The following is a 16,776-nucleotide window of genomic DNA, read 5'->3' as shown; positions in this document are numbered from 1 at the left end:
ATTTTGATGCTTCAAAGTCTAGGCAGTTGATGGGTTTCACACAGTCAGGAAACGCGGAAAATGGGCAGAGGCGTATGCTGATTTTCCCGTCAGGAAATCCTTACGTGGACAAAAATGTGATGCGGGAACAGGCAATGACCGAGGCGACTGCCAGCAAGGCAGTGCCCCGGGTGGATGCGAAAGGAGCCCATCTTTACGGTCCCCTTTCGCGGCGCAAGCCAAGCCTGGGTCAGAGCCCTCGGACGAGCTTACGCGTGCCTCGAGCCTTCTTCCGCAAGAGGCTCGGGTGCGTTTTCCAAGGCGCTATCGTGACGAAGCAGCAGCACCGCTGCCACGCCGATCAGACCGGCCCCGGAAAGACAGAGCAGGCCGGCAGCAAAACTGCCGGTACTGTCCTTGATCCACCCCATCGCATAGGGTCCAAAGAACCCGGCCAGGTTGCCGAGCGAGTTCACTGCGGCAATACCGCCCGCTGCGGCCGCCCCCGAGAGAAAAGCGGCCGGCAACGTCCAGATCACCGGCAGGCAGCCGAAGATGCCGAAGCCGGCAATGGAGAGCGCGATCATTTTCAGCACAGGATCATCCAGCGCCGTCGACGCCGCAATGCCACCCGCGGCCACCAGCAGCGGGATGGCCACATGCCACTTGCGCTCGAGCATGCGGTCGGAGCGGCGTCCCCACAGGATCATGCTGAACGCCCCGACAACGTACGGCAGCGACGTCACGAGCCCTGTCTGAACGTTGCCAAGGCCAAATCCCTTGACGATCTGCGGCAGGAAAAAACTCAGGCCGTAGTTGGTCGCGTTGGCGCCGAAGTAGATGAGCGCGACGGCAAGAACCCGCGGATTGAACAAGGCTTCGCGCACGCTGAATGAACGCACGGCCTCACGCTGCGCGCGTTCCTGGGCTTGCCGGGCCACGAGCCAGTCTCGCTCCTCGGGCGCAAGCCAGGTGGCGTCCGCCGGTTTGTCGGTGAGATAAAGCAGGACCCCGAACGATAGGAACAGGGCTGGCAACGCTTCAATCAGATAGACCCATTGCCAGCCTGCGAGGCCGGCGAGTTTATCGAGGTTGAGCAGCGCACCGGAGATAGGAGCGCCTATTACAGTCGACAGCGGAATGGCCACCATGAAGGAGCCAACCACGCGAGCCCGGTACGTCGCCGGAAACCACAGCGTCAGGAAAAAGATGATGCCCGGGAAGAATCCCGCTTCGGCAATCCCGAGCAACACACGCAACGTGTAGAACACGTGTGCGGCCGAGAGTCCCGTCATCCGCGAGATCTGCGGGATGAACGCCATGGCGCCGGCGAGGATGCCCCAGGTGAACATGATCCGGGCGATCCATCGGCGCGCACCGAACTTCTCCAGCAGGAGGTTGGACGGGACTTCGAAAAAGAAATAAGCGATGAAGAAAATCCCCGCGCCGAAGCCGAAGGCGCTTGAGGAAAACCCGAGGTCTTTGTTCATCTGCAACGCGGCGAAACCTACATTGACGCGGTCCAGGTACGCTATGAAATAACAGAGAATCAGGAACGGGACGAGTCGCTTCGTCACGCGTCCCAAAGTGCGGGTTTCGAGTTCCACTAGCCTTCCCCCAAGTTAGAGTTTTAAACGTCCATCGTCATCGCGTGCGCAATGTTCATATCTCCTTGCCGTTGAAAGCATAGTGCTCCCAGGACGAAGCGGGAAGTAGTATGTGCCCGTGAGACCCAGGTTCATGATGAAATAATGCGAAGCCGGCTATCGGCAGAATTGGCCGAATCAGACGCGGTGTGCTCTGAACTCGGAAGAATTGTCTGCGGGTAATAACGTATGAGCGCCTGCGACGAGGTCTCCGCGGTATCGGCCCTCGGCCCTCGCTCCAGCGCCATCCGTCTTTTGACCCCGCCCGGTGCGATGTCCTCTTGCGCAAGCCATCTCGATCGCGGCCCCTTGCACAGAAGCATGCAGCGCTTCAACCCGATTGGAGGCTCCCCATGAGAAGAGACATGCGAAGCGATTGGACAGCAGGCATTCGCGTCCTGGCCTGCGCCGTCTTGATGACGGGCGTGGCCAGCCTCGTGGCCGGCCTGTCAATGACCGGCATTACCCGCGCCCAGACCGCCAATCCGGCGCTTGCCGCGCCGGCTGCGCCCATGCATATCCGCATCCTTCGCGTGCCGGAGGAAGTCGTTCGGGAAAGACGTTGGGATTTCCTGATCGCGGCGCTCGACCATACGACGTCCACGTACGGACCCTACGTGATCGATGCATACGCCTTGCCGATGTCAACACAGCGCGAGGTCGAGGAGGCCATATCCGGTCGCCTGGTCAATGTGATTGCGAGCGATCCCGGTCACCCCGACCTGAACGCGCAGACCATTCCGATCGCCATTCCTATCGACAAAGGCCTCCTCGGTTATCGGGTCGCGCTGATCCGGCGCGATCAGCAAACGCGTATCGATGAAGTCAACGACATCCAGGGCCTGCGTCTGCTCAACGTAGGCCAGGGTCAGGACTGGGGCGACGTGCCCGTGTACCGGTACAACCGGATCCCCCTCGTCACGGCGAGCCACTACGATCAACTGTTCCCGATGCTGGTTCATCGCCGTTTCGACCTGTTCCCGCGCGGCGTGCTCGAGATCACGCCTGAGCTCATTTCATTTCGGACCCTGTACCCCGAGATGGCGATAGACACTCATCTGCTGATCCGCTATCCCTATGCGCAGTTCTTCTACGTCAACAAGTCGGAGCCGCTGATCGCGCAACGAATCAAGGATGGCCTGGAGGCCATGCGAAAGGATGGGAGTTTTGACGCGCTCTTCCAGAAGAATTTTGGCCAGGCCGTTGCCGCCCTGCATCTGGAACGGCGGGTCGTGATCGAGCTGGCCAATCCATTTCTTCCGTCATGGGTGCCGGTCGAGCGCAAGGGACTCTGGCTCGATCCGGTCACGGGCGGCAGCTCCGGTTGAGGCGGAGAAGATCAGAACCGATACCCGACTGACACAAACGAGATGATCGGATTGAGTTTGATCTTGGTGCTGCTGGTCACGGTGCCCAGTTTCGACTGGGTTGTCAGCGTGGCGCGCGTTGACAGCCACATATAAGAGAGCGAGGCATCGACCGACCAATGCTTGTCGATGTTATAAGAAAGCCCCGCGTTGATGACCGGTGCAAACGAGCTGCTCAGCTTGGCTGTCGTCGACCCTTCCAGTGCCGTCCCATAGCTTGAGGAATACAGGAAACTGCCGCTGGACATGGCAGAACTCAACTTCACCCCGCTATACCAGACATACGAGCCCCCGGCGCCAAGATAAGGCCGAAGCCGGCTCTGCGCGTCATTGAAGTAATACTTCAGCAACAGGGTCGGGCTCCATTCATAAGCCGTTCCCATCTGCCCGAGCGACGAGAGCGTTCCGCTGCCGGACAGCGTGAACTTGGGCGGCACACCAAGCACGGCAGTAGCCGCGATGTGATCGGTAATGAAATACGTCGCCGTCAGGCCGAACGTGTCCGCGCCGTCGACCGATGCTCCCGTACCGGTTTCGGTCGTGCTCGTGCCAAGGGCGCTCACCGTCAACGGCTTGCTCGAATCCTGCGGCGCCAGATGAAACCAGCCGAGGTTCGCCACGATGTCACCGGCGCTCTGCGCATGCGCGGCCGTACTGACCAACAACGCGGCCATCACGTTCATCACGCCCAACGCTCGTATCTGCATGCTCATGTCTCCTCCGTTTTATCCGATCCTGTCAGTGGATCTGGAGAAGATTCTATGCGAACGATCGTACGAATAATTCGCTCTGCGCTGGAGAAATACTTCTGGAATCTGGTAAGAATTCGAAACTCGATTTGCTGCGTGCTCGCCTGCCGAACTCATCGCGGCAGCCACCTTCGATCAAAAGCGCGGGACGGCTGTAGTCCAAAGAACGCATGTCATCGAATGATGATTTGTGCGATCGGTCAAACGACCCGAATACCCGTTCGATCGTTTAATATTGCTTCAGGCGGTTTCATGTCGTTATCTGATGGCAAGTAACGTTTGCCAGGCACGAACCTGCCAGCGGCTCAAATGCATTTCGTGGATTCACAACCGGTAACAAGGTCCTGTCCCCGTCAAGACAGGCGTTTATCTTCGCAAGAGTTTTTCGAACTCACCCGCTCTTACGCCTACAATACCCCCCGATCCATCCCGAACCCGCCACGCGCTTCAACTGGTCCACAGGCAGCATGGTCACTGAAACCTCATCCACCGATTCCCTCGCAGTCGCCCAGCGCGTTCGCGACCTGATGAATCGCCACGGCATTGGCAAGCGGCAGCAGACAGCCGAGCTTTGCCGCATCCTCGACCTCAGCTTCTCGCAGGGACATCGAAAACTCCGTGGCAACAGCCCCTGGACGCTCGCTCAGATCCGCCGCGTGGCCGACGCGTTCGACGAGCCTGCCTTGCAGCTCTTCGACGCGAAGAACGCCGACGTGGACGACACCGAAGGCGCCGCCCAGGATGCCGTGCTGATGCTTGGCGCTATCGAAGTTCCCTGCGTTGCATGGATTGGCGAAGCGCTCGAACCGGGCAGCCGCCCGGATTTCATTGCGCAAAACATGAACGGCCGGTGGCTTGTGACAACGCACGAAGGCGTGCTGCTGCACGCCGCTCACGATGTCCACAAGATCGAGATCCAGCCGCGCCGCACCGACATGGACAAACCGCTGATCGCGGTCGTGGACGACGATCAGACCTCGGCCGACAACCTGCACGATTATCTGGAGCGCAGCGGTTTCACCGCGGTCGCTCTGTATGGTCTGGAAGGCTTCTCGCAAGCGCTGCAGACGCAGGTGTTCGATGCGGTGGTGATCGACTGGCTGTTCGGGGCACATACGTCCGCCGACGCTATCCGCGCCGTGCGCAACTCCGACAACCCGGATGCGCCCATCTTCGTATTGACGGGCGAACTGACGACCGGCAAGGCAAGCGAGTCGGAAATCAGCGACATCATCCAGCGCTACAACGTCACGTGCTTCGAGAAACCGGCGCGCATGGCGATCCTTGTGGCCGACCTGTCGAAGCGTTTGCAGCGGACCTGATTCCCGGCGCCACGCAACACCCGCCACGCTCACCGCTCAATGTATTCGCCGTGTCGCCGATAACGCCCGCGCCAAGGCGCTTTTCAGCACCTCGTAGCGCACGGGCTTGAGCAGGTAATCGAAGAACAGGATGGCGGCGCTGGGGTCGACCAGGTCCGGTGCGTAGGCACTCACCGCGATCACCGGCAAACTCGCGCCCGCCGCCCGCCTTGCCCGGTATTCATTCACGAACGAATACCCGTCCTTGCCGGGCATGTGCAGGTCCGCGAGGATCACATCAGCCTGATTGTCCTCGAGCCACTCGAGCGCGCTGTCCACGTCGGGCATGGCCACGCTCGCATACCCCAGGTGCGCCAGCATTTCAGTGAGCGACTCGCGGATGGAATCGTGGTCGTCGATCACCAGTACGCGTGCTTTCTTCAACGGCGGCAAGTCCGCGGGCGCACGCTCGCGCTCGGGCATTCGCGCCACCGGCGCGGCGGGCAAACTCACGCGGAACGCCGCACCCTGACCGACGTCACTCGACACGTTGACCACGCCCCCCAGCAATTCGACCAGTCCGCGCACGACCGCGAGGCCCATGCCGGCGCCATCGAAACGCCGGGTGGTCGATGAATCGAGTTGCGTGAATTCCTTGAAGATCAGCGGCAACTGCTCGCGCGCAATCCCGGGACCGGTGTCGACCACGGAGATATCGAGCCGTTCGAGCGAGCGTTCGAAACGTACATCGACCGAACCGGCGTCGGTGTACTTGATCGCGTTGGTCACCAGGTTGGTCACGATCTGACGCAGCCGGTGCTGGTCCGATTCCACCAGGCCCGCCTCGCCCGCGAATTGCCCGCGCAATGCCAGACCCTTCGCCACGGCCGCGGGCGTATTTGCGTCCACGATGGAGTCGAGCAGTTCCATGGGATCGAAAACTGTCAGCCGCAATTCAAGCTTGCCGGCGCCGAGCCGCGCGAAGTCCGTCAGGTCGCGCATCTGGGCCTCAAGATGACGGGCGCCGGTCTCGAGCCGCTGGATGATCTTGCGATCGCTTTCGCTATGCAGGTTCAGTTCGAGCAGTTCCACCGACGACACAATGGCATGCAACGGCGTGCGCAGCTCGTGGCTGATCATGCCGAGGAACGCGTCCTTCGCCTGCGACGCTTCGCGCGCCGCGCGGGTTGCCTGATGCTGTGCTTCAAGCGCCGCGCGTTGCTGGTGAATGAGCTTCGAACGGCGGTAGCCGTTGAGCAGCAGCATGGCGGTGGCGACCATGGAGAGCAGCGCGAGCAGCATGCCCGCTGCGAACAGGTAGCGCCGCTTCGACATGAAATCACGCGCAATGTAGTCACGCTCCAGCACGTCGACCACGCGGCGTCCGTTCGCCAGCTCGTTCACTGCATCCTGGTTCTGCCGCAACACGCCAATGATCTTCAGCGTGCGCGTGCGGTCCCTTTTCAACGCATCAATATCGGGTTCGACAGACTCGAGCGCCGCGTCCAGCTGCCGCAGGATTTCCTGTTGGCGGTTTCGCAGGGAGCCGCGATCGGAGAGCATCGCGGTGGAAGCTGTGACAACGGCGAGCTTCGATTCAAGCACTTCGAAGCGGAGCTGGATCTCGTCGGTATCGGCGTCGATTCCGCTGCGATACAACAGGATCTGGTTCGCAAAGCGGCCGTACGCAATCTGGAACTGCGCACCGTCCCAGTAGAAGCCGTCGTACGGCAGGGTAAGCTGCTGCGTGCTCTGGTTCGCCAGCAGGACGGAATACAGCACATAGCCCACGCCGCCAAGCGGCGGCGCGATAGCTGCCGCAACCAGCATCGCAACCTTGAACCGGCCAAGCGCCGCACGCATCATTTCACGACCATCCCTTTGATCTGCCACACGAACTTCGCCTCCGCGGCTGAACCCGTCAGCTCGGACGGATACGCGTCGCGCGGGTAGATCAGGAACAACGGACCGAAGTTGCTGACGGTGAGGCGCACACCGTTCATGCTGTACGCGAGAATCGCACCGTAACGCTCGGCTTCCCTCGCGCTCACCGTGTAGGAATAGTCGTCGATCGTGCGCATTTCGATGTCGTCGGCGCGCGCGTCCACGAGCTTCAGCACGTCACCCAGCAGCGGGCCCGTGAAGGTGGATTTCGGCGTCCAGGTGGTCGAGGTCGTAATCGTATGCACGGGCAGCTTCAGCAGTTCGGCTTCGCTGACGTGATAGACGCTATGGTCCACGTCGTTGGTACGCCCGATCATTCCCTGCACGTCCAGCGTCAACGGAGCAGCGCTCGCCGCAAGGGATGACAGAGCGAGCAGCAGAGCAGGCAGCGAAGCCCCCAGCGTTCTCAAGACGCGCGGCTGTGTCATGGCGGCGCTCAATGCTGTTCGTCGAACGCGAGCGCCGCACGTTCGGACGCCACCACGATCAGTTTCATGGTGGCGCGCGTCGCGCCGACAAAGAACTTGCGCGCGACCTGTTCGTCGAACGTATCGAAGTCGACTTCGGTCAGGATCACGCAGGGCGCCGATTGCCCCTTGAACCGGTAGATCGATTCGAGCAGTACGTCACCCTCCCGATATTCCGGATTCCCGAACAAATCGTAACTACCCGTGAAACTGCGCAAGCGATGCGGCCCGAGCTGGTCGACCGATGTCAGCACCGAGCCTTCGCGTCCGCGAAAGGACAACACCGCGATGTCCTGCTTCCGGTAGCCGAGCGCCAGCGCCTGGGTGATCGCTCGCTTGGTCGCCTCGATCACTTCGTCGGGATGGCCGTTTTCATAGGTGGAGAGACTGACCTCCGATCCATCGAACGGACTGCCCGCATCGAGCCGCACGTCGCGCCCAACGATCCGTCGGATGTACGCCAGCAAGTCGCGCGGACTGCGATAGTTCGTGGTCTCGCGCAACGTGGTCCAGCCGGGCAGCGGCACGGGGTCGCGGAAATACAGGTTCTGCATCGGGTCTTCGAGCCACCACCATGCGCCATCGGGCTTGAGCAAGCGCGCGAGCGCATCGACCCAGGCCGCCTGGAAGTCCTGGCCTTCATCGACAATCAATACGTCGAACTTCCAGTGCTGCGCAATCTCGACGTTGGCGAAACGCTCCTCCAGTGTGGCGAATACGTTCGGCTGGCTGAAGTCCGGCGGGATGCCGGCATCGCGCGTGACGCTTGCGCTGAGCTGGTGATAATTGGCAATGCGTGCTTCGGGCGGCGCGACCAGGCGGATGTGATCCGCGAGCGGCCGGTTGAAGCACACGTACAGCACGCTATGGCCCTTCGCCACCGCATCACGCATCACCTGCACCGCCAGTTGCGTCTTGCCCGAGCCCGCGGTGCCGATCACGCGCAGCCTGAACGGCTGGAATTCGAGCCGCCGTGCCCAGGTGGCGAGGCCTCCCGAGAGCCGGGTGACGAGCATGTCGGCCTGACCGACCAGCGCGTTGGTATCGGGCGTGAGGGCGAGCTCGTCGGAGAGAAAGTGGTGGATCCGCGCGGACGCCTCGAAACGCGGCTCGTTGGGCGGCAAAATATCCAGCACGATCGATGGCAGCTTCGACTTGCGGCTGGCATCGACAATGCGCGCTTCGGGCACGCCTGCAATGGACGCGTCCTTCACCGTGTAATCGGGGCAATACAGCAGCTCTTCAATCCGGTAGGTGCCCGCGCCAAAGGCGGCGGTGAAACGCCGGTGCAGGTTCTCGAGCGTGCGTGCAAGCTGGATGGCGACGTTACGCTCTTTCTGCATGTAGACCTTCATCAGGCCCGCGGGGGTCTCGCGCAGGAACCCCGCCTTCTGTTCGATGATCAGCACCCGGCCCGACGGCGCGACCACCACGAAGTCCGCTTCGCCGAACACCGAAAAACCTTCGTTGATGCGGGTCCAGTGAACACCGTGATACACGGTGTAGTCGTCGGGGAGTTTTGCAAGCAGCGCCAGCGTGTCGAGTTCACGCACGGCAGCGCCGGTCGCTGCCATATTCTTCCAGTCGTCGGGGACGATTCGAGCCATGCTTCGCCTTCGTGCCTAAGTGCGTATGAGTGCCGGAAAGTGCATGAATAACGCCTGATTCATGCCGGATCCGGGAAACCAGCGGCCATTGTACGCAAGCCGCGCGGCCGTCCCGGGTCAATCCGCAAAATCGTATTTTCCGCCACGCTGCAACGCTCTCTGATAGGCCGGCCGCTCGTGAATCCGCTTGATGAAAGCCGCCACGTGAGGAAGCTTCTTCGCGCCCGCACGCTGGGTTCCGGCTTCGAGCGGGAAGCTCATTTGCACGTCGGCGGCGCTGAAGGAGTCGCCCGCGAACCAAACGGACTTCGACAGCTCGCTCTCGATGAAGCCGAAGTGCAGTTTCAATTGCGGGTCGATGAAACTGTCCTGCATGGTCTGCGCGATCCGGCGCGCGATAGGCTTGACGAAAAACGGCATGGGCGCGCTGCCGATCCGCAGCGCCACCAGCTTGAGCAACAGCGGCGGCATGGCGGAGCCCTCGGCGTAGTGCATCCAGTAGTTGTAGCGAATGCGTTCAGGCGTGGTCCCGTGTGGGGGAGCGAAGCGTCCTTGCCCATAACGCTCGTTCAGGTACTCGATGATTGCGCCCGACTCGGCGATTGTCTGGCCGTCGTCGGTTATGACCGGCGACTTGCCGAGCGGATGCACGGCGCGCAACTCGGGCGGCGCAAGCATGGTGTTGGGGTCTCGCTGATAACGCTTGATTTCATAGTCGACGCCCAATTCTTCCAGCATCCAGAGCACACGTTGTGAACGGGAATTGTTGAGGTGATGAACAATGAGCATGGAGGATTGCCGTAGGGGTTTAAATCGAGGATTGAAGTCCGGGCACAAACGCGCCAAGAATACAACATGGCTGCGTACGGGCGTTCGCGGGAAGGCCACATCCGCACCGAGCATTTCCTCGGTTTAGTGTCGAATTCATGAGGCGAGGCCCGCTTTGTGCGACGGGCATGATCGGACGAGGGCTGCCGTTGCCTGCTTTTCCCTCTTTTTCCAGATCAAGACAACGCAAAAGGACAATTCAATGACCCTGGTTATTTATCTGTTGGGCTGGCTGATCCTGATCGGCGGCGTGTCATGGGCGCTGGTCGCCATGCATGTGTCGCAGCACACCATCTTGATCGTCGATGTGATCCTGCTGGGCATTGCCGTGATCACCGGCGCCACTCGCGCGCGCAGCCGCGACCGGTCATAAGAGCGTCATCGCGTGAGCAGCCCGCACTCGGCCTGCGAGTGCGGACCAGCCGCGTGCCGATGAAACGCTAGGAGTGCACGCGCGAACCAAGAGACTGCTGGATCAGTGTCACGAGCGCATCGGGGTGCGCGGGTTTTGTCATGAAGTGCTGAAACCCTTCGCCGATACTTCGCAAGCGGTATTCCTCGCCGTCGTGGCCTGTCAGGGCAATCGCTATCGACGGCGTCAGGTTGCCTCGAATCTCATGGTCTCGCAGGCGCTGGATCAGGTAAAAACCATCCATCATGGGCAGGTCGATGTCGCAGATGACAGCGTCGGGCAACACGCGGATGACAGTCTCGGCGCCCTCTTCAGCGTCCGCGACGGCAACGACTTCCGCACCTTCCTCTTCCAGCAGCATTCGCAGTGATTCGCGGCTCTCAAGGTCATCTTCGATCAGCACAATCCTGGTATGTCCCAGTCTCGCTACATCATTCATCATTATCTTTTCTGACAGCCCAAACTGGATTCCGGCGCCGATGTCGCGGCCCTCGCGTCTCACTCACTGCGGACCTTGCGGCACGACGGCATGCGATCCATGCGGCACCGTGTGATCTGCCGCGCGCGCCGGTGTCGAACGTCGCGCGGATTAAGAATTTCAACGGGCGCAGTATGCCTCATTGCGTGGTCTAGGCAGCATGCAGCAAAAAACAGACCGAGCGCAGAAACTGCATGAGCAAGCACGGCGAAAGCCCGGCTGCGCGGGGCTTTGCGCAAACCCTAATAGGTTAGCGGCGGCGCTGCGTGCAAGCGTGTAGCGAACGCGGGTCGGCCCACCGTAGGTAATTTTTTACCCGCCATGACGTTTTGAAAGTTCAGACTTATCGATGCGGATATTCACAGTGAAAGCCTGGCTGCGGCATGCGTCGGGGAATGCGCGACCACATGATGCGAGCGCAACAGCGCGCGATATTCGGTGGGCGTCAGGCCTACCGTCGCTTTGAACTGCCGCGTGAACGCACTGTGGTCGGTGTAGCCGCATAACGCCGCCACGTCGGTGACCTTGTCGTGCGTGACAAGCAGCGCGGTCGCCGCATCGAGCCGCGTCTTGAGCAACACCTGACGCGGCGTCAGATGAAAGACCTTGTGGAAATAACGCTCGAGCTGGGCAATCGACATGTTCGCCATCGACGCCAGATGCGGCATGTTCAGCGGCTGCACGAAGTTGCTCTGGATATGCTGGACGACGGCGGCGAGCCGGCTGTAAGCCGGATGCGTCCCTTCGTCCGCCTGCAGGTCGCGCGAGATGCCGGCCAGGCCGACGACCGTGCCGTGTGCATCGTGGAGCGGCTGCTTGGACGTCATGCACCAGCCCGGTTGGCGCGCCGGGTACAGATGCAGTTCGAGCTGGTCGATCATCGGGTTGCCCTGCGCAATGATCGATTGGTCCTGCGCCGTATAAATGCGGCCAAAGCGTTGCGGAAATACTTCTTCCGCCCTCTTGCCAAGGAGGCCCTGCTTGTCCTTCAGGCCGCAGCGCGAAGCCAGCGCACGGTTCACGAGGGCGTAACGCGCCTGCGCGTCCTTCACGAAGAAAACGATATCGGGCATCGCGTCGAAGACCGGTTCGAGCAGCCTGAAATGCTGCAGCATGGCCTCGAGCGTAGCCGCGCCCGCAGGGGCCGCAAGCGTCGCGTGCAAGCCGGGTGGCGCGGCGCCGTGTTCGGGTTCAGCATGCGCCGGACGGTCCGTCGTAATGGTCATTCGCGTCTCGCTGGCGTCGTCGGGGTCCGCAAGTACCGCCCATGCCGCGCATGCCGCGTGGATGGAGCGCGCACCGCGCTGCGCCCGATTATAGAGGCGAGAAGCGTCCGTCAAAATTGGTGTTGACGACAGGAAGGTTTGGGCAAGCAGGACAAGGAGAAAGCAAGGAGAAAGCGTTGCCCGGCCCGGGACCGACAACTTCCTTTTGTCCTGCCCTCAGGCCGCCGGAATACCCCAGGCGAACGGGTCTGTGCTGTCGAAGTAGAGCCGGCCTTCGGCCATGATGTGCGCGTGTCCGGTGATGGTCGGGATTACCGCCTCGCCCGCGAGTTCGCCCGGGCGCCGGTAGCTTGCCTCGAACACGCTGCCAATGATGCTTTCCTGCCGCCACACCTCGCCTTCGGCCAGTTTATTGTCGGCGGCAAGACACGCGACTTTCGCGCTTGTGCCGGTGCCGCACGGCGAACGGTCGTAGGCGCTGCCGGGACACAGGACGAAATTGCGGCTGTCGATACCCGCACGCGGCGAGTCCGCGAACAGTTCAATGTGGTCGATCATCGCGGCGTCCGCGCCGGTAATGCCTTGCGCCTGCAATGCCTCACGAATGGCGTCGGTGAATGCCGTCAGCCGGGCAAGGTTCGTTGCAACGAGATCCTGGCCATGATCGGCGACGAGAAAAAACCAGTTGCCGCCCCAGGCGATATCGCCCGTCAGTGGCCCGTAGCCGTCCACATTCACGCGAACCGCTTGCCGGTATCGATACGCCGGCACGTTGCGCACGCTCACGCCGCCGTCCTGATGCAGCGTAGCCTCGACAACACCCGCAGGCGTCTGGATCCGATGTAAACCCGGCTGGACCTTCCCCATGTGGGCAAGAGACACGATCAGCCCGATCGTGCCGTGGCCGCACATGCCGAGATACCCGACGTTATTGAAGAAAATGACTGCCGCAGCGCAAGCGGGTTCATCCGGCTCGCACAACAACGCCCCCACGACCACGTCGGAACCGCGTGGTTCGGTGACCACGCCCGCGCGCCAGTCGTCGTGTTTCGTGCGAAGGTTGTCCAGGCGCTCGGCCAGGCTGCCGCCGCCCAGATCCGGTCCGCCCGACGTAACGAGACGTGTGGGTTCGCCGCCCGTGTGGGAATCGATGAAGTGTAGGATTTTCATGCTGTCATAGTAGAAATTCGGACGCGACGCGTCTTGGCGGCGCTCAGCGGATTTGATGCCGATTTCGGCATAGATCCCAGTGTTTTCATGAGCCGCCAGGCCGCGGGATGACGCAGGCCCATGGCGCAATTTCGCTACAAACAAGCGAACCTCGAGCGAGCGCACTTGTGCCGAAATCGGCATCGTAACTGCGCGCAACATGCAAGACGGCCCATTCTGCAATGCTTAGACTGCACTCAACCGATCACTTTTAGGAGAGCCGCCATGGCGCATATCTGGGAAGGCGTAATGCCCGCCGTCACAACCAAGTTCAATGCGGATTTCAGCATAGACCGCGCCTGGACCAGGAAGAATATCGAGGCACAGATCGCGGCGGGGGTCGACGGCATCATCGTTTGCGGATCGCTTGGCGAGGCGTCGACGCTCTCGCTCGACGAGAAGCTCGAGGTGCTGGATATCGGCGTCGATGCCGCCCAGGGACGCGTGCCCGTGTTGCTGACGATTGCGGAAAACAGCACGCTCGACGGTTGCCGGCAGGCCGAACTCGGCGCCAAGCACGGCGCAGCCGGTTACATGGTGCTGCCGGGTCTGCGTTATTTATCGGACCGGCGCGAGACGCTCAACCACTTCCGCGTGGTCGCCAGTGCTAGTCCGCTGCCAATCATGGTCTACAACAACCCGCTCGCGTACGGCGTTGATGTGACACCGGACATGTTCGCCGAACTCGCCGATGAAAAGAAGCTCGTTGCGATCAAGGAATCGGCCGGCGATGTACGCCGCTTCACGGATCTCATCAACGCGGTCGGGGACCGCTACGCACTCTTTTGCGGCGTCGATAACCTCGCGATGGAAGCCTGCCTGATGGGCGCGCACGGCTGGGTTGCCGGCCTGGTTTGCGCGTTTCCCGACGAGACCGTGGCGATCTTCAAGCTGCTCAAGGCGGGCCGCCTGGAAGAAGCCCGTACGATCTACCGCTGGTTTGCGCCGCTGCTGGCGCTCGACGTCTCGGCGAAGCTGGTGCAGAACATCAAGCTGGCCGAGGCAATGGTGGGCCTTGGCACCGAACCGGTCCGGCCGCCGCGCTTGCCGCTGGCAGGCGACGAACGTCTCGCGGTGGAAGCGTTGATCAAACGCTCGATTGAAACCCGGCCGGTTTTGCCGGCGTTATAAGTCGCTAAGTTGGGTTTGCCCGCGGCGGCTGCGGACTTGTTCTCGTTGAAACAAGTCTGCAGCCGCTGCGGCTTTGTTCCTGATCAATACCGGTTTTTCATCCTCCAGCCGCATTAACGAGCCTCTTCCGGCTCCGCTCACCTCGCCCAGCGCTCTACCGCCCGAGCCTGCAAGCAGCCCGCCTGCACACGCTCCAAAGCCTCAAAACCGGCCAAATTCCATCCGCCCCCCAAGGCAAAAAACGGGCATCCGCTATATTCTACGGAATATCACGATATCATTCTTTTGCTGCCGATAATTCATCTTGCCGGCGCACAGAAACCGATCCAGTCATGCATCTCGAGGATTTACCCATGTCCGGGCAAAAGGCATCCACACCCAGCGCTCCCGCCAGCATCCCGCTGCGCCGCGACCTGTCGGTCGCGGTCACGCCGCTCAACTCGGCGCGCGATCCCGAGCGCACGGAAGCGATCAGGGAAGTGGTCGATGCATTCCGGAACCTGCGTGCAAGCGTCGCCCGATTTGTCCTCATGCTCGAAGACATCCGCGGTAATGCCCGCACCCTCGAATCCACGACCGGCCAGCCGCTCGGCGAGCTTTTGTCTGCCCTTGAAGATCACGCTCGCGCGCTCGGCTTCGGCCGCCTCGACGACCTGACGTTTGCCATCGAGACTGCCCGCACAGCTGAGCAGCAGCGCGATCAGGTACTCCTGGCCGCGCCCGGCAGCGGCACGATCGGTCTTCAGCAGGTTGCGCGAAGCCTCGAACGCCTGGACGCCACGTTTGTCGGCTTATGCGTAGAGCACGTGCTCGAGCGGCACTATCGAGACCGTGCGAGCAGCGGCGTGCCAGTCTGAACACCGGCGTCCCGTACGCCAGGACCACCGGCTGCGATTTCGTCGAAACAGCCGTCCGGATTCGCACCGTTATATTCAATGGTATATTTCGATATCCGTTCATCGAGCAGGCTAATGGCCGTTGTCTGTTCAGCCGCTTTCAGCCGTTTACAGCCGTTTGACATCCCGATCGATTCGAGGTGAATGTGCAATCCGTTCCCCCCTTCCGCCTTGCCCGCACGCCGTCCACTGAATCGAGCAGCGCCGTGGGTGCCGCCGTGGGTGCTTACACCGGCACTCAGACCGGCGCGGCGGATGCCTGCTGTACGCCTACCGACGCACAGCTTCGCAGTCCGCATCGCCGGGCGCGGCTGTCGGATCTGGATTCGCATTTGCATTGCTCGGTGATCGGTACATGCCTGAGCACGAACGAGCTTAGAAAACTCGTGCCGAAGTTCACGGATCTCGACCGGCAACTCGCGACGGATCTTGAGATTCATCACGCCGCAGTGGAACTTGCCATAGACGGCGGCGCGGGCGCCAAGGCGTTGCAGAAAGCGCTGGATGCGCGCTACTCGGGCGCCGTGCGCCGCTTCGACTCGGCCAAGGATCCTGAAGCCCTGCTGGCGCTCTGGAAAGACGCGCTCAAGAGCGGTGACATTCCGTCGGCGTACTGGGCGTTGATGACCCATCCGGAAGCGGTCGTGAGCGTGCGCCAGGCTGCATTCGGCGACCTGCATATGCTGTCTCATCTGGTGGGTGCGGCCAACCGGGCCGACATCCGCCGCCTGGTTGCGCTCGAAGAAGAAAATGCGGTGCTCAAGGACAAGATCGAGCGGCAGCAAGACAAGTTGCACGAATTGACTACGGAGCGCGACGCGTCCCTGCGCCAATTGAGCGCGCAAGTGGCCGAGTTGTCGGCCAGGGCGGAGCGCAAGCCCGATGTGTCGGAAGCAGGTCTGGAAGCTGAAGTCCAGGCGCTGCGCGAGACGCTGCTTGCCCGCGACGAACGTCTGGCGATTCACACGAGCCGCCGGGAAACTGCCGAGCAACGCGCGCTCGATGAGCAGCGCCACGCGCAAAGCTTGAGCCAGCGGCTGGACGACACCATTGCCATGCTCAACGTGGTCCAGGCCGAATGCAACGCACTGGAACAGGCGCTGGTGGTTCAGGGTCAGGGCAGCGAAGCCGGTTCGAAGGCCGATGACCTCGCCAGCCTGAGCGGCAAGCGCGTGGTCTACGTGGGCGGCCGGCCCGGTTCGAACGCCGCGCTCAGGCAACTGGTTGAATCGGCGGGTGGCGATTTTGTTGTCCACGATGGCGGCATAGAAGACCGCAAGGGCATGTTCGCCGCCGCGCTCCCGCGGGCGGACATCGTCGTGTTTCCGGTCGACTGTATCGACCATGACTCCATGAACCTGCTCAAGCGCGTATGCGATCGGCATCAGGTCGACTATCACCCGCTGCGAACCGCGAGCGTGGCGAGCTTTGTGGAATTGATGACGCGGCTTGGCCGCGCCTCATCGCAAGCCGGAAAGTCCGGCAATACGCCGCCGGCGTCCCGGTTTTGCCTGCGGCACGGGTAAGCCCTGGAGC

Annotated in this window: 15 protein-coding genes; 6 read left to right on the top strand and 9 right to left on the bottom strand. The window is 61.7% G+C overall.

Annotation, left to right across the window (positions count from 1 at the left end; genetic code table 11):
- Positions 1-248: 248 nt before the first annotated feature.
- Positions 249-1,586, bottom strand: coding sequence for an MFS transporter (locus ACSOSP_RS38000; RefSeq protein ID WP_455314159.1), 1,338 nt, complete (start codon positions 1,584-1,586; stop codon positions 249-251).
- A 404-nt stretch (positions 1,587-1,990) separates the two neighbouring features.
- Between ACSOSP_RS38000 and ACSOSP_RS37995 the strand changes: the two genes are divergently transcribed.
- Complete coding sequence (locus tag ACSOSP_RS37995; RefSeq protein ID WP_455314158.1) at positions 1,991-2,953, top strand: hypothetical protein; 963 nt, start codon at positions 1,991-1,993, stop codon at positions 2,951-2,953.
- A gap of 11 nt (positions 2,954-2,964) precedes the next feature.
- Here ACSOSP_RS37995 and ACSOSP_RS37990 read toward each other — a convergent pair whose 3' ends face one another.
- Positions 2,965-3,699: an OmpW/AlkL family protein gene (locus tag ACSOSP_RS37990; protein ID WP_455315365.1), complete on the bottom strand. Its 735-nt coding sequence runs from the start codon at positions 3,697-3,699 to the stop codon at positions 2,965-2,967.
- 509 nt (positions 3,700-4,208) lie between these two features.
- On the opposite strand from ACSOSP_RS37990, the gene ACSOSP_RS37985 reads away from it, so the two are divergent.
- The gene (locus tag ACSOSP_RS37985; RefSeq protein ID WP_031363745.1) at positions 4,209-5,063 is read left to right on the top strand and encodes a helix-turn-helix domain-containing protein; all 855 of its coding nucleotides are present in this window, start codon (positions 4,209-4,211) and stop codon (positions 5,061-5,063) included.
- 36 nt (positions 5,064-5,099) lie between these two features.
- Here the strand turns inward: ACSOSP_RS37985 and ACSOSP_RS37980 are convergent, their stop codons facing one another.
- The 4 genes from ACSOSP_RS37980 to ACSOSP_RS37965 all read right to left on the bottom strand — a co-directional run bounded on the left by ACSOSP_RS37980 (position 5,100) and on the right by ACSOSP_RS37965 (position 9,849).
- Positions 5,100-6,905 carry an ATP-binding response regulator gene (locus ACSOSP_RS37980; RefSeq protein WP_455315364.1) on the bottom strand — a complete coding sequence of 602 codons (1,806 nt, stop codon included), beginning with the start codon at positions 6,903-6,905 and terminating at the stop codon, positions 5,100-5,102.
- The gene (locus ACSOSP_RS37975; RefSeq protein WP_455314157.1) at positions 6,905-7,414 is read right to left on the bottom strand and encodes a molybdopterin-dependent oxidoreductase; all 510 of its coding nucleotides are present in this window, start codon (positions 7,412-7,414) and stop codon (positions 6,905-6,907) included. Before ACSOSP_RS37975 ends, ACSOSP_RS37980 begins: the two co-directional genes overlap by 1 nt.
- An 8-nt stretch (positions 7,415-7,422) precedes the next feature.
- Positions 7,423-9,060: an ATP-binding domain-containing protein gene (locus tag ACSOSP_RS37970; protein ID WP_455314156.1), complete on the bottom strand. Its 1,638-nt coding sequence runs from the start codon at positions 9,058-9,060 to the stop codon at positions 7,423-7,425.
- 117 nt (positions 9,061-9,177) lie between these two features.
- Positions 9,178-9,849: a glutathione S-transferase family protein gene (locus tag ACSOSP_RS37965; RefSeq protein WP_455314155.1), complete on the bottom strand. Its 672-nt coding sequence runs from the start codon at positions 9,847-9,849 to the stop codon at positions 9,178-9,180.
- A gap of 241 nt (positions 9,850-10,090) precedes the next feature.
- Between ACSOSP_RS37965 and ACSOSP_RS37960 the strand changes: the two genes are divergently transcribed.
- The gene (locus ACSOSP_RS37960) at positions 10,091-10,261 is read left to right on the top strand and encodes a hypothetical protein (protein ID WP_455314154.1); all 171 of its coding nucleotides are present in this window, start codon (positions 10,091-10,093) and stop codon (positions 10,259-10,261) included.
- A gap of 67 nt (positions 10,262-10,328) precedes the next feature.
- On the opposite strand, the gene ACSOSP_RS37955 is transcribed toward ACSOSP_RS37960, so the two are convergent.
- The 3 genes from ACSOSP_RS37955 to ACSOSP_RS37945 form a co-directional block, all read right to left on the bottom strand.
- On the bottom strand, positions 10,329-10,742 hold the full coding sequence (locus tag ACSOSP_RS37955) for a response regulator (RefSeq protein WP_455314153.1): 414 nt from the start codon (positions 10,740-10,742) through the stop codon (positions 10,329-10,331).
- 395 nt (positions 10,743-11,137) lie between these two features.
- A complete protein-coding gene (locus ACSOSP_RS37950) occupies positions 11,138-11,893 on the bottom strand; it encodes a helix-turn-helix domain-containing protein (protein WP_455315363.1) in 756 nt (251 codons plus the stop codon).
- Positions 11,894-12,220: 327 nt separating this feature from the next.
- Entirely contained in the window at positions 12,221-13,174 is a 954-nt protein-coding gene (locus tag ACSOSP_RS37945; protein WP_455314152.1) for a 4-hydroxyproline epimerase, read from the bottom strand.
- 264 nt (positions 13,175-13,438) lie between these two features.
- Between ACSOSP_RS37945 and ACSOSP_RS37940 the strand changes: the two genes are divergently transcribed.
- From ACSOSP_RS37940 to ACSOSP_RS37930, 3 genes are all read left to right on the top strand, one after another.
- A complete protein-coding gene (locus ACSOSP_RS37940) occupies positions 13,439-14,344 on the top strand; it encodes a dihydrodipicolinate synthase family protein (protein WP_455314151.1) in 906 nt (301 codons plus the stop codon).
- 353 nt (positions 14,345-14,697) lie between these two features.
- Complete coding sequence (locus tag ACSOSP_RS37935) at positions 14,698-15,201, top strand: hypothetical protein (RefSeq protein ID WP_455314150.1); 504 nt, start codon at positions 14,698-14,700, stop codon at positions 15,199-15,201.
- 185 nt (positions 15,202-15,386) lie between these two features.
- Positions 15,387-16,766 (top strand): DUF2325 domain-containing protein, encoded by a 1,380-nt coding sequence (locus ACSOSP_RS37930; RefSeq protein WP_455314149.1) that lies wholly within the window; start codon positions 15,387-15,389, stop codon positions 16,764-16,766.
- Positions 16,767-16,776 lie beyond the last annotated feature (10 nt).

This window comes from Caballeronia sp. KNU42 (assembly GCF_053760385.1).
Note: the sequence above shows the minus strand (reverse complement) of the source record. Positions and strands in the feature narration are given on the sequence as shown.